We start from the raw sequence: 18,034 nt of genomic DNA, 5'->3' as shown, positions 1-18,034 counted from the left end.
TCTCCATAAAATTGATTTTACTTTTGTTGAAGCTGATAATTATAAATTGCATCTGCAATCATAAAATCCTCTGCCTCATCAATATCTACGCTCTCAATTTCGCCTACTTCAACAATAAATGGTTTATCACCAATTCGACGGTTAAGTTCTGTCATAACATTACTTCTATAAATATAGAAGCCACTAGTTTCCTCATAAAGTGCCGGCAAATCTTGTGTACGCGGAATATTATTCAGTTCATAATTAAACGGCTTCCCGTCTTTCCACAAAAAATCCTGTAATTTCTTAGCTGCAAACGAGGAATCATATTTTCCTTCCTTAACTGCTTTCAAACCTTTTTCAATAGATTCTTTCTTAATGAACGGTGCTGTCGTATGCGTCATCACATAAATATCTGCCGGCACTTCATTTGCAAAACAGTGCAGAACTTCATTCATCTTTGTAGTATCCTGATCTAAACTGGTCGAACGCTGAAGATACTTTACTCCTTCTGGAATAAATTCCTGAATATCTGGGTTGCTACAATAAACATAAACCTCGTCTACACCCTCAACCGTCAAAAGAGTAGCTAAAATATAATGGCAAAGTGGCTTACCATTGGTAAAACTTTTTGTATTTTTCTGCGGCAGACGCTGATTATTAAGTTTCATAGGGACAATGGCTACTGTTTTCATCTTAATCTCTCTCCTTTAAAACATCTTCCAATTTCATTCTTTTAAATGTTTCTAACATACCACCCCGGGTACAATTTACAATCTTAATTCCATGTGCATCTGTGTATTCCTTTGCAACTTGATATCCAACACGCATTCTAATTGGGTTAGATGCAGCGTTTTTATCAACAAATCCGCTCTCTACAAAGTGATTTTTCTCTCCATTTGAATAATTACAGTCTGCACCCAGAAGGTAGATTTCTTTAAATCCCATATAAATTGCAATTTCAATCAACGAATACGTTATAGAATATCCGTCATACACAACTTCATAGGCATTTGGACTAAATTCAGCAGAATAATCTTCATATGTGCCTCTATAAATATGATAGTTCCCGTTGTAGGGAAACTGTATGAAATTTGCTGGAAGATGAAAGTATCTTCCAAGCTGATCTGCAACAAAGATATTATCGGCAGTCCGATAATACTCTAAGATTGATTTTTCCATTTTTTCATAGACCTGCCTATCTTGTATACCGTAATACGTAGGTCTCCAATCTGTTTTATTAAATATTTTGGTAATTGAATTCATGCCAAATGTGATTTCATCTTTTATTAGTTCCAGATCTGACATCGTCAAGCTTGGACCAGTAGCAACAATAAAACAGCGATCACCTTTATGAATATTTTCCATTTTTCTTATTGCTGCAAACTTTTTATCGTCAAATCCATTCTTTCTTCTTCTTATCATTTTTTCAACATTATGTTGATCAGGATAATTCTTACACCGCCAATAATACAATTTTATTTTCTTAAACAAAGAATTTGTATCTGACAAATAAACAAGTTTTTCTTTAATATTCACTTCAAGTCTACCTCCGCAACCAATAAATATCTACACTGAATTTATTATACAAAATCTTTTAAAATGACCTTATATTTAGTTTCCCACGTCAAATATTTGTTCACATATTTATAACCGTTTAATCCCATCTGTTTTGCCAGCTCTTTGTCACATCCCAGTGTTACAATTGCTTTGCAATAGTCTTCCTTAATACCATCGAGTGCCTGTTCCGTATTTACAAATACACCGCACTCAACTTTATTTAGCTTCTTACAAAAACTCGTGTCAAATGCAACAATCGGCACTGCATATGCCATTGCCTCAAGTAGCACATTCCCACTTGTTTCTCTCAAACTCGGCAAAGCAAAAATATCTGCCTGCTGATATGCTTCAGCAATTTGATTCAATGGACGATTACCCATTAGCTTTACATTTTTTCCAATTCCACTGTCTGCTATTTGCTTTTCGATTAATGCACGATCATCGCCATCACCAAAAATCAACAGTTCCCAATCCATATCATCAGGCATAAGAGAGAGTGCATCAACAAGAAAAGCTATTCCTTTTTTACCAATCAGTCTACCCACAAAAACTATTTTAAGAATATCATTGTTTTTTTCCAGAATAGGAAGATTTCTATATTCATCTCTTAGTGCTAACTCCGGCATCAATGGTACTTGTTTCCCTACAATATCAGATACTTGTTTTTGAGTTTCATTGTTTATACAATATATTTTATAATACGAACGCAGTGCTTTTTTATAAAAAGGATTCCATGAACAACTTTTATTTACAAATTCTCTAAACATCGCCGCAAATTGATTCTTTTCATAGACCTTCAAGGACTTAGGCGTTACCTGTGCACCCCCCATTGGTCCCCAAATCACCTTTGCACCTTTTGCCTTGTATAACTCACTTGGGATTCTGTAATCATTCATAGTGACATGATGAATTACATCAAAATGAATTCCTGAATGTTTAACCCAAATCCATGCCCAATGCTGCCATAAAATATAATACATATGATGAAAAACTGAATACTTTTCTCTAAACCAGTTAAGCACATTAGGAACATCTACAATAACTAACTCAACATGTTGTATATTAAATTCTCTGAAACCTTTTCTCGTATCATTCTCATTGAATTTTTTTGTAAGAAGAATTATTTTGTCGCCTTCTTTATAGTTTTTCTCATACTGCAAAACCCAGTTCCACCCAATACTATCCTCTGATCCTTTATAAGGGTTCACACTGTATGCAGAAATAAGATAATTCATCATTTCACCTCCCAAGAATCAGTATCGAAAGCATTTTACTTTTTCTAACAATGTATTTCGACAATAGTATTGGTGCTATCAATCCCAAAATCAGCATTAACCAAGCATATATTAAATAGTCAAGTCCTAGAATTTTTCCACATACAACAAAAATTGCTTGCTGCACGTAATATCCAATCATATATATATCCATTCCATAGTCACCTAACAGCATCCACAACTTTTCTCCGTAATGGTAATGCTCTATTTGCATGGCAATGATAAAGAGCCAAAATACACCAATAATAGTTACTGCAGTTGTTAATATCAACGATTGAACACTGTAGATTCTAACAAACGCAAGTACCATATACCCTGCTGAGGCAACTACCGTTATTGCTCTTCCTTTTGCTGACATCACCAGTTGCAATTTTTTCAAGTTAGCATAAAAATATCTTCTGGCAACACCTCCCATAAAATAAATCCATGCATAACTGAAGAAAAATCCTATAATATATCCTGACTGTTTGAAAACAGCAGCATTTAATACATATAGCACAAGCATAACCCCAGTTAAAATTGCATGATTTACAGTATCAAATAAAATTCCAAAAATAGAAATAATGAACAACGCATATAAAAACCAAAGTCCACCATTCGGATTATTTCTTCCGATTAAAACATCTACCACAAGGGTAGAATATTGAAGAGGATTCCTTGCAAACGCACCAAATAATATCTTAAGTACTGCAGTGACTACTGTTAAAAAGAAATATGGTACCATCAGCCGCTTAACTTTTTTTACAATCGCTTGTTTCTTTTCGCTAAAGCTACGTCTTTTCTCTCCTTCAAGAAATCCACTAATAAAGAAAAAGGCTGGCATATGAAAACAATAAACAAAACTTTTTACAAAGCCCAAAATAGTAGGCGTTTCCGTCGGATTAAAAGAATGTCCAATAACGACACAAAGCACGGCCATACCACGCATTATATTTATTTCATTAAAATATTGTTTTTTACCTTTTCCCATCGTCAATTCTTTCTCTCTCTTTCTATCTCTAAAAATTGTTCTACTTTTTGTTTTGTGGAAAGTTTATATCTGTACTTCATGCAATTCTTAATATACATTTTGCTATTTGAAACCACATCTTTTAAATCCAATTCATCCCACTTTTTCTTTGCGATTCCTAGCTGATATTCTTTGATGTAAGTAGAATTTAGTGGAACATCTGTTGTCACAATAGGTGTTCCAACTGCAATCGCTTCTATAATGGAAATCATATTATTGTCTTTTACCGTATTAACGAGCAACGCCTTTGATTTGGATAAAATCGGAAGTAACTCATCATGCGTCATCTTTCCAGTAAAGATAACATGTGAAGCAATCCCTAGTGTCTGTGCTATTGTCTGAAGTTTTTCTTTGAGTTCACCCTCGCCTATAATGTATAGACGATAAGTCAAATCATACTGATTCAAGTATTTCGCAAACTTTTCAAGTATCCCATCAATTTTCTTTCGCTCGATTAGCTGCGAACAAACCACAAAGCTATTCTCTTTCTCCACAGAAACCTTAAACTTATCAAGGTTCACACCATGATCAATCACATTTGAATCCGTGTTCGGGCAGTATTTTTTCACAAAATCTCTTGCTTCAACCGAACGTGCAACAACTTTTGCATTTCGCATAAAAAGCCTTGCTATAATCCCATACCACACTTTTGATGGAATCTTCTTCATAATGGCATTATGCTTCGCAAGCTCATGCCAGATAACCGTCTTGTCTGGTGCTGCTCGATATGCCATCAACGAATTCAATGAAAACACTTCACTCGTAATGACAAGATCATATTCGGGATGATGTTTCTTTACATACCGATATGTTTCCGACATAAACGGTAAGCAGTGCGGCATACAGATTTTTTGGCACTTACATTCCCACCACAATACCTGAAACGGATAGGTTTCATCTTCTGTTGGTTTAAATGGCTCGCCTCCGACAAGTGTTACAGAATGCCCCATTTCATGGAACGCCAAGCAAAAATCATACATCATTGTGTCTTTTATCGATGCTGCCCTTTTTATACTTTTTGTTTCCGATGTGTACATAATCGGATTAATAACAAGTACTTTCATCAAATATCTCCTATCACTTACTGACGAAAGATATTCAAGTACTTAATCAATTTAATTTACTGTGCTTTACCCCATCTTGAATATAAGAATAATCCCCCAGGTATGCATGCTGTTACAAGAACTTTATATTTTGATTTATGTATTAAATCAATAACATGAAAACCAGCAAATTTTCCGTACACAATATACTGTAAGCCACCCTTGATCCGATATTTGATTTTCAAGTCTGGCTCCATGAATTCCTCTGCTCGATGCATACATCCAACTGGCGAAGCGATATTATGCTTGCGTCGATTATTGGTTAATCCATCTTCAAGATAATTTCCAACATAAATAGCTTTATTAGTATGTACCATCTCATATTTTCTTGCCATTCTAACCCAAATCAAATCTTCTCCCAAAAACTTTTCATTCAGGTATTCAGGAAAAGGAAATTCCTTCAAACAGCATGTCTTAAACACCTCCGCCTTATCTGCACCTGTATCATCACCGTTCAGACGCACAGCAATATAGGAACCTATTTTCTCATTTGTATCAAACTTCTTAGCATTAATTTTACCATCAGGGAACGTTCTGAGAAATGCATATCTACAAATATTATTTTGTGACCTGTATTTCTTGTGAATCTTCAGCATCGACTCAACTGCATCAACTGTCGCAAAATCATCTGAATCAACTATAAAAGTAAGTTTGCTGCAAATGGTTTGTATTCCTACATTTAAAGCAGTGTGTTTTCCGCCATTGCTCTTATAGATATATCGTATTGGAAAATAACTTTTTTCTTGTAACTGAGTAATTAGATTTTTCGTACCATCAGTACTTCCGTCATCAACTACAAACCACTCAAACTCTTTTTACAGTTTGCTTTTTCAGCGAATCCCATAGGCTTCGCAATGCCTCCCCCCGATTAAAAGTAGGGGTTAAAACTGTTATCATCATATCTATTGTCTTCCTTATTTCTTTTCCATCTGCTGTGCAATGTCAGCATCTACGATTTCTTCTCCAGTCCTATGCTTCAACTGCTCTTTGCTTGCTTCGCTCAGGCCATTATTGATCACGCAGTTCATATCGCAGGTGCTGCACTTGTCCAGTTCTTCCTTAGTGACTTTGCCATCTCGATAATCACGGCAGATTTTCAGTTCATACATACTGTATGGATGTTTGCTGAACAGTGCTTTAAATTTATGTACCAGAACCCAAGTTGCCGGTTTCCAGATATATTTATGCATTGCCGGTGAGACTGATCCAATCATCCAACAATCACGGTCACAGCAGCGAACTTTTTTACGAACTTTTTCTGCCTGCGGACTGTTCCAAAGTTCTTTCCAGCTTTGTTTGTTCAGATTTCCCATTACTTCTTTATCTTTTGTTCCGTTACACGGCATAACATCACCATATGGATCAATAAAGAAGGTATCAAAACTCATATCACATGAAAGCAGACGTTTTTGTCCATAAATATAATTGATTAAGCCATGATTGAAATATGCACGGAACCACTTTTTGGGGCTGTTGCTGCGAAGCAGTTCATTGACCAATTTTTCAAAGTTTTTTGCAACCATCGGGCGATCATGGATAATATTTTTTGCTTCTACAAAATAAAAGCTGTTATGTAAAGATGCCGTAGCAAATTCCATGCCCATTTTGTCACTGATCTTGTAAAGTGGTACAAGGTCTTTTGCATTTTTATCCTGAACAGTCATGCCAAATCCAACGTCTTTCATCCCCATCTTACGTAATTTTTTCAGAGTAGTGTATCCTCGCTGATAGCCATTCTGTAAACCTCTGATTTCGTTATTTGTCTTCTCCAGACCTTCAATTGAAATACGGATACCAATCTGTGGAAATTCTTTGCAAAGATCAACAATACGATCTGTAAAAAATCCATTTGTTGAAATTACGATACGATCAGATTTTTTATATAATTCACGTACAATGTCTTTTAAATCGGTACGGATAAAAGGCTCGCCGCCGGTGATATTTGTGAAATACATTTTCGGCAATTTTTTAATTGTCTCAATACTGATTTCTTCTTCCGGTTTTGAAGGTGCCTTATAGCGATTGCACATCGAACATCTTGCATTACAACGGTAAGTAACAATAACCGTTCCATTTAATTTCTTTTCATTATTCTTAGCCATCTTAATCCCCTGCCTGTTTTTCTATCTGTAAATCTTCAGTAACTTCTCACAATACTCATCTATGGTATCAAAACTGATATTTTCACAATTTTTGCTATATTGTTCTGTCAGTTCTTTTTGATTCCACAACTTCTGAATCTTTTTCTTCAAATCCTCTGCACTGCCGCTTTTGAAGAGTTCTCCTGTCTTACTGACCTGGATCAGCTCCGGAATACCGCCGATTTTTGCTCCAAGCACCGGTGTGCCGTACATCTGGGATTCCATCACGGAAAACGGGCAGTTTTCATACCATTCAGATGGATAAATAGAAAATCTTGCTTCACGGATCAGCTCTTCCAGAGCTTCTCCTTTCTGAAATCCCACATTTTGGATATTATCTATTCCTTTGATACTTGCTTCCAGTGGTCCGGTTCCTGCAAAGACAAATGGAATATTCGGAAGTTCTTTGCATACTTTAATTAATGTTGCTATACCTTTCTCTTCTGAAAAGCGTCCAAAATACAGTACATAGTCCTTTTTCGGTGTTTCTTTCCATTCCACTTTATCTATAAAATTGTGCATAGCTACTGTTTTCTTTGCAAACAAAGGATTCGTATCTAACTTTGTTTGCATAAATTTTGAACAGCAGATCATGGTATCGATATATTTGTACGCTCCGTTCAATTTCCAAAATTCTGCTTCCAGTGTTCCTATAAAACTTTTTGCTGTTGAACCATGAATACATTTTCCTTTTGTACAATTCAGGAAATGTCCGCCCAGACATTTTTTACAATTTTTATGTGTGTTTGGATTATTGAGCATATGATTTGGACAGACTAACTGGTAGTCATGTGCAGTAAACACAATTTTACATTTATGTCTGCTTTCTTTTCTCCATTTGACAATTTCCAGAATCATAGACGGTGTAAGCTGATAGTTGAAATTGTTCAAATGACAGACATCTGGTTTGAAATCATCCAGCACTTTGCGAATCTGTACTCTTGCTTCTTTACTGTAAATTGTTTTCAATGGATAAGTCAGTTTTGCCAGTTTGGAACCGCCATGGAAATCCATATCGCTTGTATAAGCATTCACTCGATTACCTACACAGCGCCCTTCATGCTCCATACCAAAATACTGAACTTCGTGTCCGTGTTTCTGCAAATATTCACCTATTTTAAAAATATATGTTTCACTTCCGCCATTTGGATAGAGAAACTTATTGATCATCAGTACTTTCATACTTTATCTCCTGTACAACTTCAACGTTCTTCTGACTACGTCATCCCAGTTATATTTTTCACAGATAAAATCTGCTGCCTCTGCCTTCCTCTTTTGGACAACATCCTCTTTTTCACATACCGTCTGTAATTTTTCTCTCAGGTCATTTACATCTGACTTTTTAAATACCAGTGCTTTATCTTCCACCACCGATGCACATTCTTCGATATCGGATACCAGACAGCAGTTGCCGTAGCTCATCGCCTCCAGCAGGCTGAGCGGCATGCCTTCGAGGTCACTTGGAAGGGTATAGACATACGCATTGCTGTAAAGCTCGTCCAGTTCCTGCCCCTGCACAAATCCGGTAAAGAGGATCCGGTCATCACCTTTTGCCATCTCCTGCAGTTCTGCTGCAAATGCATCGGTATCGGAGCTGCCTCCGGCGATCACCAGCTTTTTATCTGTCTTGACTTCTTTGAATGCCTGGATCAGATAGCGAAGTCCTTTTTCCGGGACAAGTCTGCCAAGGAAAAGAATATAACTATCTTTTTCCAGTCCAAATTTTTCTTTTATCATCTTTGCTTCCCGGATAACAGGGCGGTTGACACCATTTGGAATAAATACGGTTTTTCTTCCATAGGTATCCAGGAAATACTGCTGAACACCTTTGCTCAGCACGATGATCTCATCTGCAAAACGGGCGGCACATTTCTCTCCGAGCATGATATACGTGCTGGCGAATCTGCCCCATTTAGCTCTCTGATGATCCAGCCCGTGTATGGTTGCAATACAACGTTTGCCGAATAATTTAGGAAGCCACAGCATTGCACAGGGTCCTTCTGCATGAAAATGCACAACATCGTATTTTCCAAATGCAGCCGCCGCTGCGGCAAAAAAGGAGGAAGTCATCGCTGCCAGCCCTTTTGCATCTATGGTCGGCACGTATTTCAGACGAACGCCTTTGTATTCTTTTAATTTTTTACTGTCAAACTCTTTGCCGCTGACGTGATGCCCGCTGCGATTGTAGACTGTAATTTTATGTCCGAGTTTTGCCATGCGGACAGTCAGTTCTTCAACTACAATCTCAATACCACCCTGGCGGCTTGGAATCGTCTTATGACCAAGAACTGCAATTTTCAGCAGTTTTGCTTTTCTTTTCTGTTCTTTACCCATGTATCTTCCCTTTTCTATGTATCTGCTGCTTAACAGCCAGTCACTTACATCGACCCATCTCTTTTAAACACTACCAGCACCGTCTTCAGCAGGATCTTGATATCCAGCCCGATATTCCAGTTGCTGATGTATTCTTTATCCAGCCGTACTACTTCTTCGAAATCTGTGATATCACTGCGACCGCTCACCTGCCACATGCCGGTGATGCCCGGTTTGATTGCCAGTCGGACTCTGTGGTGCAACTCATAGAGATTGGTTTCGGAAATCAGCGGCGGTCTTGTGCCGACGATCGACATGTCGCCCTTTAACACGTTAAAGAACTGTGGGAATTCATCCAGGCTTGTCCGGCGGATGAAATCTCCGATTCCTGTTTTGTGTGTGCCATCCGGAAGAACTTTGTTTCCGATCACACGCGGATCGAAATCCATCTTGAACATTTTGCCGTCACCAAGTTTGTTTTCGTCCATTAATTCTGCTTTTCGCTCTTCTGCATCCATGTACATACTGCGGAATTTATAAATTTTAAACTTTCTGCCATTCTTGCCGACACGTTCCTGTGAAAAGAAGATCGGTCCCGGCGATGCGATATAGATCATTGGACCCACGACCAGAAAGATCAGTCCAGTAAGGATACATCCGACCAGTCCTCCTGCAATATCCATCATTCTTTTAAGTGCCAGCTGAAATGCAGATGCGTAGTTGATGCTTGTCGTAAGAACGGTATACACGCCAACTTTCTCCACGAACTGCTTCTTTCCCGGAATATTGGTGACTTTCGTAAGGTTCAGATGGATCGTTACCCCGGTTTCGCTCAGTTTTCTGATCAGTTCAGTCGGATATGGGATATCGTCTGAAATCACGATCAGGACTTCATCGATCCATTCTTTGCAGACATACTTCGGAGTGGTCTCTTCGTTTGCAACAACCGGAATATCTTCGACCTTTCTTCCGATCCAGTCTTCATCGATCACAGATACGCCTGCAATCCGAAAGCGTGCATAATTGTTTTCTTTCATATTATCAACGACTCGTCTTGCCACTTCTCCTGATGTTATGATCAGTAAAGACCTCTCTCCTCCGTTCTGCATCTGTTTTTTCAGAGATTTCTTCCTGAGTTCTCGCACAAGATAAGTGATCCCTGTATACAATAAAATAGTAAGGAATAATGCCAGTCTCGAATAATCTCCACCCTGCTGAAGCAGAAACAGATATAAAATTGCCAGTCCTCCAACCATGATGGAATGTTTAAGTGTCACCACAAAATCCCGATAGTAGCCTTTTTTCAATACGCCTTTCATTGTGTCATAACAGAAAATCACCAGTAAATCTGCCAGTTCAAGAAATATAGACATATTTCGGTATAGCATAATATGATATGGATTCCAGCCATATCCGCTCAGGACATATGCCAGAATAAATGAGATTTGCAGGCACAGAAGATCCAATACAATAAAATCTGCATGTTTCAACCAGCCTTCTGAATCTTTTCTATACATAAAACTGCTCTCTTTCTTATCTTTTATTTATCCCCATGCACCCTTTATTTTCAAATGTGTATCCCGTTTTTGCAAATTGCCCCCGTGCTACATCGTTTTTTTTCACAACTGTAAAGCAAAAGCACTATACTTATAATGTATTGCTTAACAAGCATAGTGCCTTTCCTTCGCAGCTGTTGCAGCTGCCCATCCAGAACTAGCCTCTGGTGATCTTACCCTTAAATCCAATCTTTCTTAATCTCTTCTGCATTTTTGCATAAGTTTTCTTAGACATTTTTTTGCTGAATTTAACGGTCATTTTTTTTGTGTTGCTTCCTTTAAACGTATCCGGTGAGAACCAGATATTCTTTGTATTTTTCACAACGATTGTTTTCAGAGACTTACAGCTCTTGAAAGACTGATTGTGAACCGTCTTGATATTCTTGGAAAGTGTAATCTTTTTTACAGATTTCCAGTTTTTCAGAGACTTTGCACCAATACTGGTAACTCTGTACTTCACGCCGTTTACTTTAACGTAGTTCGGAACAGTCACATTTTCCTTGATTGTCGCAGCTCCGATAATACGTGCTCTGCCTGTATCATAGGTCCTTACCGTATAAACAGGGCTCTTAGTGTTATTACCTTTACTGTCTGTGTCTGCAATCTGGTTGACTGGCTTCTTACCGGTTGTCGGGCTCGGTGCTGCTGCGGTAGATGTAACAGCTGTACCGATCGTCAATACTGCTGCCAGAGCCAATGCCATAACTTTCTTCAGTACTTTTTTCATGTTGTTTTCCCTCCTTTCTCCTTTTATAAAAAATATATTGCATGGTAAGAAAGATGCCATGCAGTAAATCAGCAAGCCCTGATAGCCGCTGAAATACCCGGATTTATTTTTTCTTTCCTTTTTCACTTGCATAGTAACCATATTTCTGGTAATAATTTTTCTTTCGCTGATCTTCCACACGGTTCAGCACAATACCGAGCAGCGGACATCCGGCTCTCTCCAGCTGATGGATAGAATTCTGAACCATGCCACGTGACACCTTGCCGCTTGCGACAACAAGAATCGCCCCATCACACAGAGAACCTATTTTTTCTCCGTCGGATACCAGATCAAGAGGCGGTGCATCAATGAAAATATAGCGATATTCTTCGGACGCCTCATCCAGAAGACGGTGGAATGTCTCGCTCTCTAAGAGCATTGCCGGGTTTACCAGGTTTTCTACGTTTGGTAAAATATCCCCCTGCGGCATAATCGTGTGCCATACAGCATCTTTTAACGGCATATCTTTGGAAAGCACATGGGATGTACCAATGAGCTTTTTGCCGTTTTCTGCCTCCATCTGGTATTTTTCTGCCATAACAGACTTTCTCAGATCCGTATCCAGAAGCAATGTGTGGACACCGGATTCTGCCATTTGTTTCCAGGTATGAAATGCCACAAAGCTTTTGCCTTCATTCTCGGTACTGCTGATCACCATGATCTTCTTCACATCTTTTGCCTGAAAGTTTAAGTTTACTCTCAATCGGTTGATCGCTTCTTCTGTAGAATAGGTAAGCGTCGGCATATTATTGATCTGTACTTTATTCATAACCTACTTCCTCCGATGTCTTCCCTGTTTTTTCTTGTCCTTATCCTGATATTCCAGGATAACAGTAAGCGGCATAACTCCGATAATCTTTTCTACATCTTCTGCTGTCTTGACGGTATCATCCATCAGGAAACGTACAGTATAGATCCCAACGATCAGTGCCAGTGCCAGAATGCCTCCAAGAGCTACGTTTTTCTTTGTGCTCGGGGAAGACGGTACTGCCGGGGTGATCGCTTCTTCTGCAATATTCGGGGCTGAGATACCCATCAGCTTCGGAAGATACGTAACCGCCTTGTCTGCCAGAGTATTGGCAATGTTTTTTGCTTCTTCCGGATCTGCACTTACCACGCTGACTGTCAGCAGTCTGGTATCTTCGATCGGAACGATCGAAATCATGCTTTTCAGCTGGCTGACCGTATAATCCAGTCCCAGGTCACTGATGATCTCGTTGCAGATCGGTCTGGTCTTCAAAAGCTCTGTATAGTCCGATGATAAGGTTGTACCAAGTCTTAAATCATCCAGATTGACAATGTTCTTCCCTGAAGCAGACACAACATAAAGTTTGGATACTGCTGTGTACTTAGGTGTGATCAGACACTTTGTCCCAACGCCGGCTCCAATCACGCCGATCAAAAACACTGCCACAATCACAATCCATTTCGTTTTCAGATAACGAAGCAGTTCGCCAATATCAATTTCGTCCTGAGAATCTTCGATTATATTCTCCCTGCTCTGATCCATAAGTAGTTCCTCTCTTTTGTCTTTTTCTACATTTTTCTTACATAACTTTTCTCACATATTATACAAATCTTTCAAAGTTTTGACAATAGCCATTTTATCCAAATAAAATTCCGTATGCTCCAATCCATCGTCAAGATGCTGACCGAGTTTTGTTGTACCTTCCAGTTCAAATGTTCCTCGATTTGCTGCCTGCTGCATATCCGTCAGAATATCTGTCAGAACTCCTCCGTTCATATCGGTGACGGCCACTTCTGACATCTGTTCATAAATTTCTGCCCCAATAGATGGATCATCGTGTATTTTTTCCTTTAATTTCACCATAAATGCCTGCATATACTGTCTGTGACGTTTCATACGTGAAGTATTTTCGCTGTCATCGATTCCCTGACGATATCTCAGAAAATTATATGCCTGTTCATCACTCAGCGTAACGGTCTCGCCTTTTTTCAGTGTCGGATCTACATCACCAAAATCACTGTCGATGGTTACGGTAACTCCTCCGATCGCATGGTTCAGTTTTCCGATATCTTCCATATTGATCGCATAGTAGCCATTGATTTTGACTCCTCCAAGCATCCTGGAGACTGCTTTTACTGTATTTTCGCAGCTTTCTTCCGGTGTGCCTCCGTACCAGTGTGCCGTACAGAGCTGCATATCGGCGGTGGCCATCCCTTTCCCATTGCGTCCGATCAGATTGATCTCTGTCATCGTATCTCTGTTCAGCTGCAGGAATGCATACGTCTGTTCTTTTCGATTTACGATCACAAGCATCAGAAAATCTGCCATATTTCCGATATACTCATCACGGTCTGCGTCTTCCTTACCGCTGCCATCCGTCCCCATAACCAGATACGTCTCATAGTCCGTGGAATATTTATACTTTTTCCCGTTTAATTTTATTTTGTTCCATAAAAGCCGCTCCAGCTCATCCGTTGTTTCACTCTGCTGCGTCTCGGTCTGCCCTTCTGTCGCTGATACCTTTTCTGACCGCTGTTTTCTAAAATACCACGTTCCCACAGCAAGTACACACACAAGTACTGCCAGCAACACTATGATCCCTGTTGTTTTCTGTCTTTTCATATGTTTAATACCTGCTCTCCCAATCGATCGATCTCTTCTGATTTTCCTGCCCCTGCCAGCTTCTCCACTGCTTTTTTTCCTTTTAGCATGTTCGGTGCTCTTCTTCCTGTATTATGGCAGTCGCTCCCAAGAAGCACCGGAATCCCGCTGTTCAGCAGCTCTCTGCAGAGTTTTTTCTTTCCAAACTGAAGGATCTCTCCTGCATTTAACTGGATTGTCAGCGGAAGATCCAGGATTTCTTCCCAGATATCTTTATTTTTCTGATACGAACTGTAACGTTCCACGTGAGCCAGTATCACTTTAATCCTGCGGTGTTCAATGATTTTCCGCACTTCCCTATAGACTTCTTTATCCCACTGAGAAAAAGGCATCTCCAGAAGCAGTGTATCTGTCCCTTCAATACAAAGACTTGGAAGCATCGGGGAATCCGCCATCCCATTGTAATAGAGCACTTCTGCTCCTCCGAAGATCTGCATTTCCTGTCCCCATTCTTCCTCATGCAGTATTTCTCTTACACGTGCAAGCCGTCTTTCCCGCCGATCCAGAAAGGTCTCCGGGAATTCATGCTGGGCATAGAAATGAGAGCTCGCCACAACCTGCCGAACTCCCTGATCATACTCCATCTTAAGCATTTTCTGTGTTTCCGCCATGCGGCGGCTTCCATCATCCATCCGTGGTAAAATATGTGTGTGAAAATCAATCATACTGTTCTCCCCTTCATTCGCATTATTTTAACCCACTCTTATTCCGGTATAACATCTGTTATTCTTTCTTCCCCATCTTTCTCCAGAATCCGACTTCCTTTCGGATGCGGTCCATCTTTGTTACAGGTGCACAGATCAGACGCACGATCCACATAACAGGCATCAATACCGGAGCTTTATACAGGAATGGATATATGTTGCACATATAAGAATACTCCGGAAATGTCCTTGTCAGGAAATACATGGCTTTTGCCACTTTTTTATTCTTATATTTTTTCTGAATCTTTTCCTGTCGATTTTCAAACTTTTGGCTGTTTGTTCCAAAAGTCCCCGACAAAAGTATCACTCTTTCCAGTTCTGTATCTCCAACATGATATGCTTCCCCAAACCAGGCATTTGCTGTCTCTTCCACCTGCTTGAAAAACGCTTCCTGATCTCTTTTGCGGAACTCCTCTTTCAACTTATCCCGGTGAAGTTCCTTTCCTTTTGCCTGCAGAAAAATATAAACATCCAGCAGAAAACGGATTCCACAGCCTGAATCGTAAAAGTGCTTCTCTAAATGATCCAGCATAAACAGATAGTAATCATCCCAGCTCATAAAATAGAGATCATCCTTTTGTTCACACCGTTCCCAAATATTTTCATATCTTTTTTTATTCTTGTATGGAATCATTCGGTTATGAATCTCGACATGCATCCAAGGATTTTTTTGATAAACATCAACTGTATCTTCACATTCATTTTTTACAAATCCATAGCCTAAATCTGTCATGATTTCTCGGACTGGCTTCCGATTTTCGCTGTCAATGAGGAAATCCAGATCTCCCATCTGACGATATTCTGGTTTCGGATAAAACTGCTTCATGATCCAGCCTTTCATCGGAAGCACGCGAATCTGCTCATCTGTCAATTTTACCAGCAATTTTTTTCCTTCATTTTTCTGTACAACATTCATAATCTCACAAGAACGGCTCGCCGTTTGCCATGTCTCCATGACTTCTTTGTCTTCCTTGCCTGCGATCTGTTTTGCCGCATCGTATGCCATACAGGCAAGATTGTGTTTCTTTGCTGTCAGAAACAGGCATTTCATGGAAATCTGTTCCGGCTTTGGCTGTGGTTTCCGCTCTTCCAGGACAGAGCGGATCAACTCGATGAGATATTTGGCTGCAAGAATTTTTTCCTGTTCCTGCTGCTCTTTCTTTTCTTTTGCTTCTATGTCTGAAGTATTGGATTTTACGTTGGTCTTTCTGCTGTTCTTCATCGTATCTCTTTCATTCACCGGTTCTGTTCTTCTTTCTTGCTCTGCTGTTCTTCATCGTATCTCTTTCATTCACCGGTTCTGTTCTTCTTTCTTGCCACTCATCATTTTCCATGCCATCTGTGCCGCCTGATGGGAAATATCACACTGCATCCGGTACAGCGGCACACGTTCTGCCGTCTGCTTGAGCAGAGTGATCGTCCGGATCAGTTTTGTCTGATCTGTCGGCCGGTAGACCTGGCGAAATAAATACGGAAACGCATCTGCCGGTGAAATCATCTCGATATGGTTCTTTTCTCCGCGTTCCAACAGACAGATCCCTTTGACCGGTACTTTCTGGTTGCTGTCCAGGTTATGTTTGCCATTCCACGGTGTGCCGCAGACATAGATGGCATCTTCTCGCACCTGGATCAGTGGCTTGTCATCATTTACCATCACGGCACGTTCACCAAAAACTTCACGCCACAGCCGTGTGTGGGTTGATTTTCCGGTGCCACTCGGAGCTGTAAACAGATAAGCCTGACCGTCTAGTGCAACTGCGGAACAATGAAACAAAAATGTATCGTGTTCAACCATAATTTCCGAAATCTTACGGTACACCGCCAGACTCTCCAGCATTCCATTCGAACTGCTGACGCCAGACTGATCCTCTCTTTCGATCTCCTCATCACTGGCTGCGATCAGTATCCCCGGCTCTTCCACTTCATAACTTCTGCACTGCTTCTCCAGATATGGATACTGCATCTGTAATGTAAAAGCAACATCTGCAAACCGGTAGTTTTTCGTTACCATTTTCTACTCCTCCAACAATCCCTTTGTGCGAAGTATTTCCAGAAACTTCTTCACATCGGCTGTCGCTTTCTCTTCTTTCACATCGTATTCCGATGTCAGTGCTTTTACAAGATCTGCCTCTGTTGTTCCGCCCTGAAGCTTCTCCCACAGAAAAGCTCCCACTTCATTCAGCCTGATCAGCCCTGCCAGTCCTCCGTCATTTACTGTGATCGGCACAGCCATCTTCTCGCCGCCGATCGTATCTAAAAGATAATCTCCTTTGATTTTCATATCAATTTTCTCCTTATTATCACTCTGAATATGGAAACATTATTTACATTGCTCCTATCGAATCAAAATATTAAGCCGCAAAAACCATTCTCTACTCCATAATTATAGCGATATTTGTTCTCCTGGTCAACATTGCTTATTTTTCATTTTTATTCAATATAGCTTAATTTTTATCCAAATTCTGTTTTTTCTTTCTGCACTTCAGGCAAAAACGTTTCACCCTTCTGAGAAAGACAGTATTTACCCAAAATCCTGCCCACATCCTATGCTTTATATCATTCACCGGGATCACCTCATCTCCACGGATGATTTCTGTCACCCTTCCGATCATCTGTTCCCTTTTTATGCCATATTCATCCGAGAACTGATTATCCCCACGGAATATATAAGCATTTTCTTTTTTCCCTGTTACCCGGTGCAGCACAAATGTACCGTTTTCCCGCTTATACAGTATGATATCATACTTTTTTATCCTGTCCGGAAGTGCTGCAAGTGTGACTTTATCCCGCCCCTGGACGATAAACGGCTGCATACTCGTTCCTCCCGGATAAAAAGAAAACTCTCCACCCCTTGCGAGAACTTTCCGGATTGTCTGTTCTATTTGTTCCAGTTTTATTTCCCGTTGCTGCATATCGGTTGCTCTCCTCCACTGCATTCCAGAATAATGCGGAAAATCCCTGCCCCTCTATCCGGAAAAGCAGAGATTTGCTGCATTCATA

Annotated in this window: 18 protein-coding genes and 1 pseudogene; all 19 read right to left on the bottom strand. The window is 39.9% G+C overall.

Annotation, left to right across the window (positions count from 1 at the left end; genetic code table 11):
• Nucleotides 1-17: 17 nt before the first annotated feature.
• Nucleotides 18-674, bottom strand: coding sequence for an acylneuraminate cytidylyltransferase family protein (locus tag GPK60_RS11810; protein WP_173866643.1), 657 nt, complete (start codon nt 672-674; stop codon nt 18-20).
• 1 nt (nt 675) lies between these two features.
• Nucleotides 676-1,518 carry a 6-hydroxymethylpterin diphosphokinase MptE-like protein gene (locus tag GPK60_RS11805; protein ID WP_173866644.1) on the bottom strand — a complete coding sequence of 281 codons (843 nt, stop codon included), beginning with the start codon at nt 1,516-1,518 and terminating at the stop codon, nt 676-678.
• A 44-nt stretch (nt 1,519-1,562) separates the two neighbouring features.
• The gene (locus tag GPK60_RS11800) at nt 1,563-2,777 is read right to left on the bottom strand and encodes a glycosyltransferase family 4 protein (RefSeq protein WP_173866645.1); all 1,215 of its coding nucleotides are present in this window, start codon (nt 2,775-2,777) and stop codon (nt 1,563-1,565) included.
• Nucleotide 2,778: 1 nt separating this feature from the next.
• The gene (locus GPK60_RS11795; protein ID WP_173866646.1) at nt 2,779-3,783 is read right to left on the bottom strand and encodes an acyltransferase; all 1,005 of its coding nucleotides are present in this window, start codon (nt 3,781-3,783) and stop codon (nt 2,779-2,781) included.
• A 2-nt stretch (nt 3,784-3,785) separates the two neighbouring features.
• Complete coding sequence (locus GPK60_RS11790; RefSeq protein WP_173866647.1) at nt 3,786-4,886, bottom strand: glycosyltransferase; 1,101 nt, start codon at nt 4,884-4,886, stop codon at nt 3,786-3,788.
• 56 nt (nt 4,887-4,942) lie between these two features.
• Nucleotides 4,943-5,725 (bottom strand): annotated as a pseudogene (locus GPK60_RS11785) (glycosyltransferase family 2 protein); the annotation flags it as partial.
• 114 nt (nt 5,726-5,839) lie between these two features.
• Nucleotides 5,840-7,027 (bottom strand): radical SAM protein, encoded by a 1,188-nt coding sequence (locus GPK60_RS11780; RefSeq protein WP_173887298.1) that lies wholly within the window; start codon nt 7,025-7,027, stop codon nt 5,840-5,842.
• 21 nt (nt 7,028-7,048) lie between these two features.
• Nucleotides 7,049-8,248, bottom strand: coding sequence for a glycosyltransferase (locus tag GPK60_RS11775; RefSeq protein WP_173887296.1), 1,200 nt, complete (start codon nt 8,246-8,248; stop codon nt 7,049-7,051).
• Nucleotides 8,249-8,251: 3 nt separating this feature from the next.
• Entirely contained in the window at nt 8,252-9,400 is a 1,149-nt protein-coding gene (locus GPK60_RS11770; RefSeq protein ID WP_173866648.1) for a glycosyltransferase family 4 protein, read from the bottom strand.
• Nucleotides 9,401-9,444: 44 nt separating this feature from the next.
• A complete protein-coding gene (locus GPK60_RS11765) occupies nt 9,445-10,896 on the bottom strand; it encodes a sugar transferase (protein WP_173866649.1) in 1,452 nt (483 codons plus the stop codon).
• A 196-nt stretch (nt 10,897-11,092) separates the two neighbouring features.
• Nucleotides 11,093-11,662, bottom strand: a complete 570-nt coding sequence (locus tag GPK60_RS11760) for a leucine-rich repeat protein (RefSeq protein WP_173866650.1) — start codon at nt 11,660-11,662, stop codon at nt 11,093-11,095.
• Nucleotides 11,663-11,765: 103 nt separating this feature from the next.
• On the bottom strand, nt 11,766-12,470 hold the full coding sequence (locus tag GPK60_RS11755; RefSeq protein ID WP_173866651.1) for a CpsD/CapB family tyrosine-protein kinase: 705 nt from the start codon (nt 12,468-12,470) through the stop codon (nt 11,766-11,768).
• Nucleotides 12,471-12,473: 3 nt separating this feature from the next.
• Nucleotides 12,474-13,211, bottom strand: coding sequence for a Wzz/FepE/Etk N-terminal domain-containing protein (locus GPK60_RS11750; protein WP_173866652.1), 738 nt, complete (start codon nt 13,209-13,211; stop codon nt 12,474-12,476).
• A gap of 51 nt (nt 13,212-13,262) precedes the next feature.
• Nucleotides 13,263-14,291: an LCP family protein gene (locus GPK60_RS11745; RefSeq protein WP_173866653.1), complete on the bottom strand. Its 1,029-nt coding sequence runs from the start codon at nt 14,289-14,291 to the stop codon at nt 13,263-13,265.
• Nucleotides 14,288-14,995 (bottom strand): CpsB/CapC family capsule biosynthesis tyrosine phosphatase, encoded by a 708-nt coding sequence (locus GPK60_RS11740; RefSeq protein WP_215660279.1) that lies wholly within the window; start codon nt 14,993-14,995, stop codon nt 14,288-14,290. Before GPK60_RS11740 ends, GPK60_RS11745 begins: the two co-directional genes overlap by 4 nt.
• A gap of 58 nt (nt 14,996-15,053) precedes the next feature.
• A complete protein-coding gene (locus tag GPK60_RS11735; RefSeq protein WP_215660270.1) occupies nt 15,054-16,274 on the bottom strand; it encodes a nucleotidyltransferase family protein in 1,221 nt (406 codons plus the stop codon).
• Between the two features lie 51 nt (nt 16,275-16,325).
• The gene (locus GPK60_RS11730; protein WP_215660268.1) at nt 16,326-17,045 is read right to left on the bottom strand and encodes a hypothetical protein; all 720 of its coding nucleotides are present in this window, start codon (nt 17,043-17,045) and stop codon (nt 16,326-16,328) included.
• A 3-nt stretch (nt 17,046-17,048) separates the two neighbouring features.
• On the bottom strand, nt 17,049-17,315 hold the full coding sequence (locus GPK60_RS11725) for a PqqD family protein (protein WP_215660265.1): 267 nt from the start codon (nt 17,313-17,315) through the stop codon (nt 17,049-17,051).
• A 163-nt stretch (nt 17,316-17,478) separates the two neighbouring features.
• Entirely contained in the window at nt 17,479-17,946 is a 468-nt protein-coding gene (locus tag GPK60_RS11720) for a S24/S26 family peptidase (protein WP_215660261.1), read from the bottom strand.
• Nucleotides 17,947-18,034: the final 88 nt, after the last annotated feature.

The sequence above is a fragment of the Ruminococcus sp. MCC718 genome (assembly GCF_018783905.1).
In the GTDB taxonomy this organism is placed as follows: Bacteria; Bacillota; Clostridia; order Lachnospirales; family Lachnospiraceae; genus Hominisplanchenecus; species Hominisplanchenecus faecis.
The sequence above is the reverse complement of the archived record's forward strand: the minus strand, read 5'-3'. Positions and strand labels throughout refer to the sequence as shown.

Coding starts and splice junctions, on each gene's coding strand:
- GPK60_RS11810 (WP_173866643.1), bottom strand. CDS start 674: ATGAAAACAGTAGCCATTGTCCCTATGAAACTTAATAATCAGCGTCTG.
- GPK60_RS11800 (WP_173866645.1), bottom strand. CDS start 2,777: ATGATGAATTATCTTATTTCTGCATACAGTGTGAACCCTTATAAAGGA.
- GPK60_RS11795 (WP_173866646.1), bottom strand. CDS start 3,783: ATGGGAAAAGGTAAAAAACAATATTTTAATGAAATAAATATAATGCGT.
- GPK60_RS11790 (WP_173866647.1), bottom strand. CDS start 4,886: ATGAAAGTACTTGTTATTAATCCGATTATGTACACATCGGAAACAAAA.
- GPK60_RS11780 (WP_173887298.1), bottom strand. CDS start 7,027: ATGGCTAAGAATAATGAAAAGAAATTAAATGGAACGGTTATTGTTACT.
- GPK60_RS11775 (WP_173887296.1), bottom strand. CDS start 8,248: ATGAAAGTACTGATGATCAATAAGTTTCTCTATCCAAATGGCGGAAGT.
- GPK60_RS11770 (WP_173866648.1), bottom strand. CDS start 9,400: ATGGGTAAAGAACAGAAAAGAAAAGCAAAACTGCTGAAAATTGCAGTT.
- GPK60_RS11765 (WP_173866649.1), bottom strand. CDS start 10,896: ATGTATAGAAAAGATTCAGAAGGCTGGTTGAAACATGCAGATTTTATT.
- GPK60_RS11760 (WP_173866650.1), bottom strand. CDS start 11,662: ATGAAAAAAGTACTGAAGAAAGTTATGGCATTGGCTCTGGCAGCAGTA.
- GPK60_RS11755 (WP_173866651.1), bottom strand. CDS start 12,470: ATGAATAAAGTACAGATCAATAATATGCCGACGCTTACCTATTCTACA.
- GPK60_RS11750 (WP_173866652.1), bottom strand. CDS start 13,211: ATGGATCAGAGCAGGGAGAATATAATCGAAGATTCTCAGGACGAAATT.
- GPK60_RS11745 (WP_173866653.1), bottom strand. CDS start 14,291: ATGAAAAGACAGAAAACAACAGGGATCATAGTGTTGCTGGCAGTACTT.
- GPK60_RS11740 (WP_215660279.1), bottom strand. CDS start 14,995: ATGATTGATTTTCACACACATATTTTACCACGGATGGATGATGGAAGC.
- GPK60_RS11730 (WP_215660268.1), bottom strand. CDS start 17,045: ATGGTAACGAAAAACTACCGGTTTGCAGATGTTGCTTTTACATTACAG.
- GPK60_RS11725 (WP_215660265.1), bottom strand. CDS start 17,315: ATGAAAATCAAAGGAGATTATCTTTTAGATACGATCGGCGGCGAGAAG.
- GPK60_RS11720 (WP_215660261.1), bottom strand. CDS start 17,946: ATGCAGCAACGGGAAATAAAACTGGAACAAATAGAACAGACAATCCGG.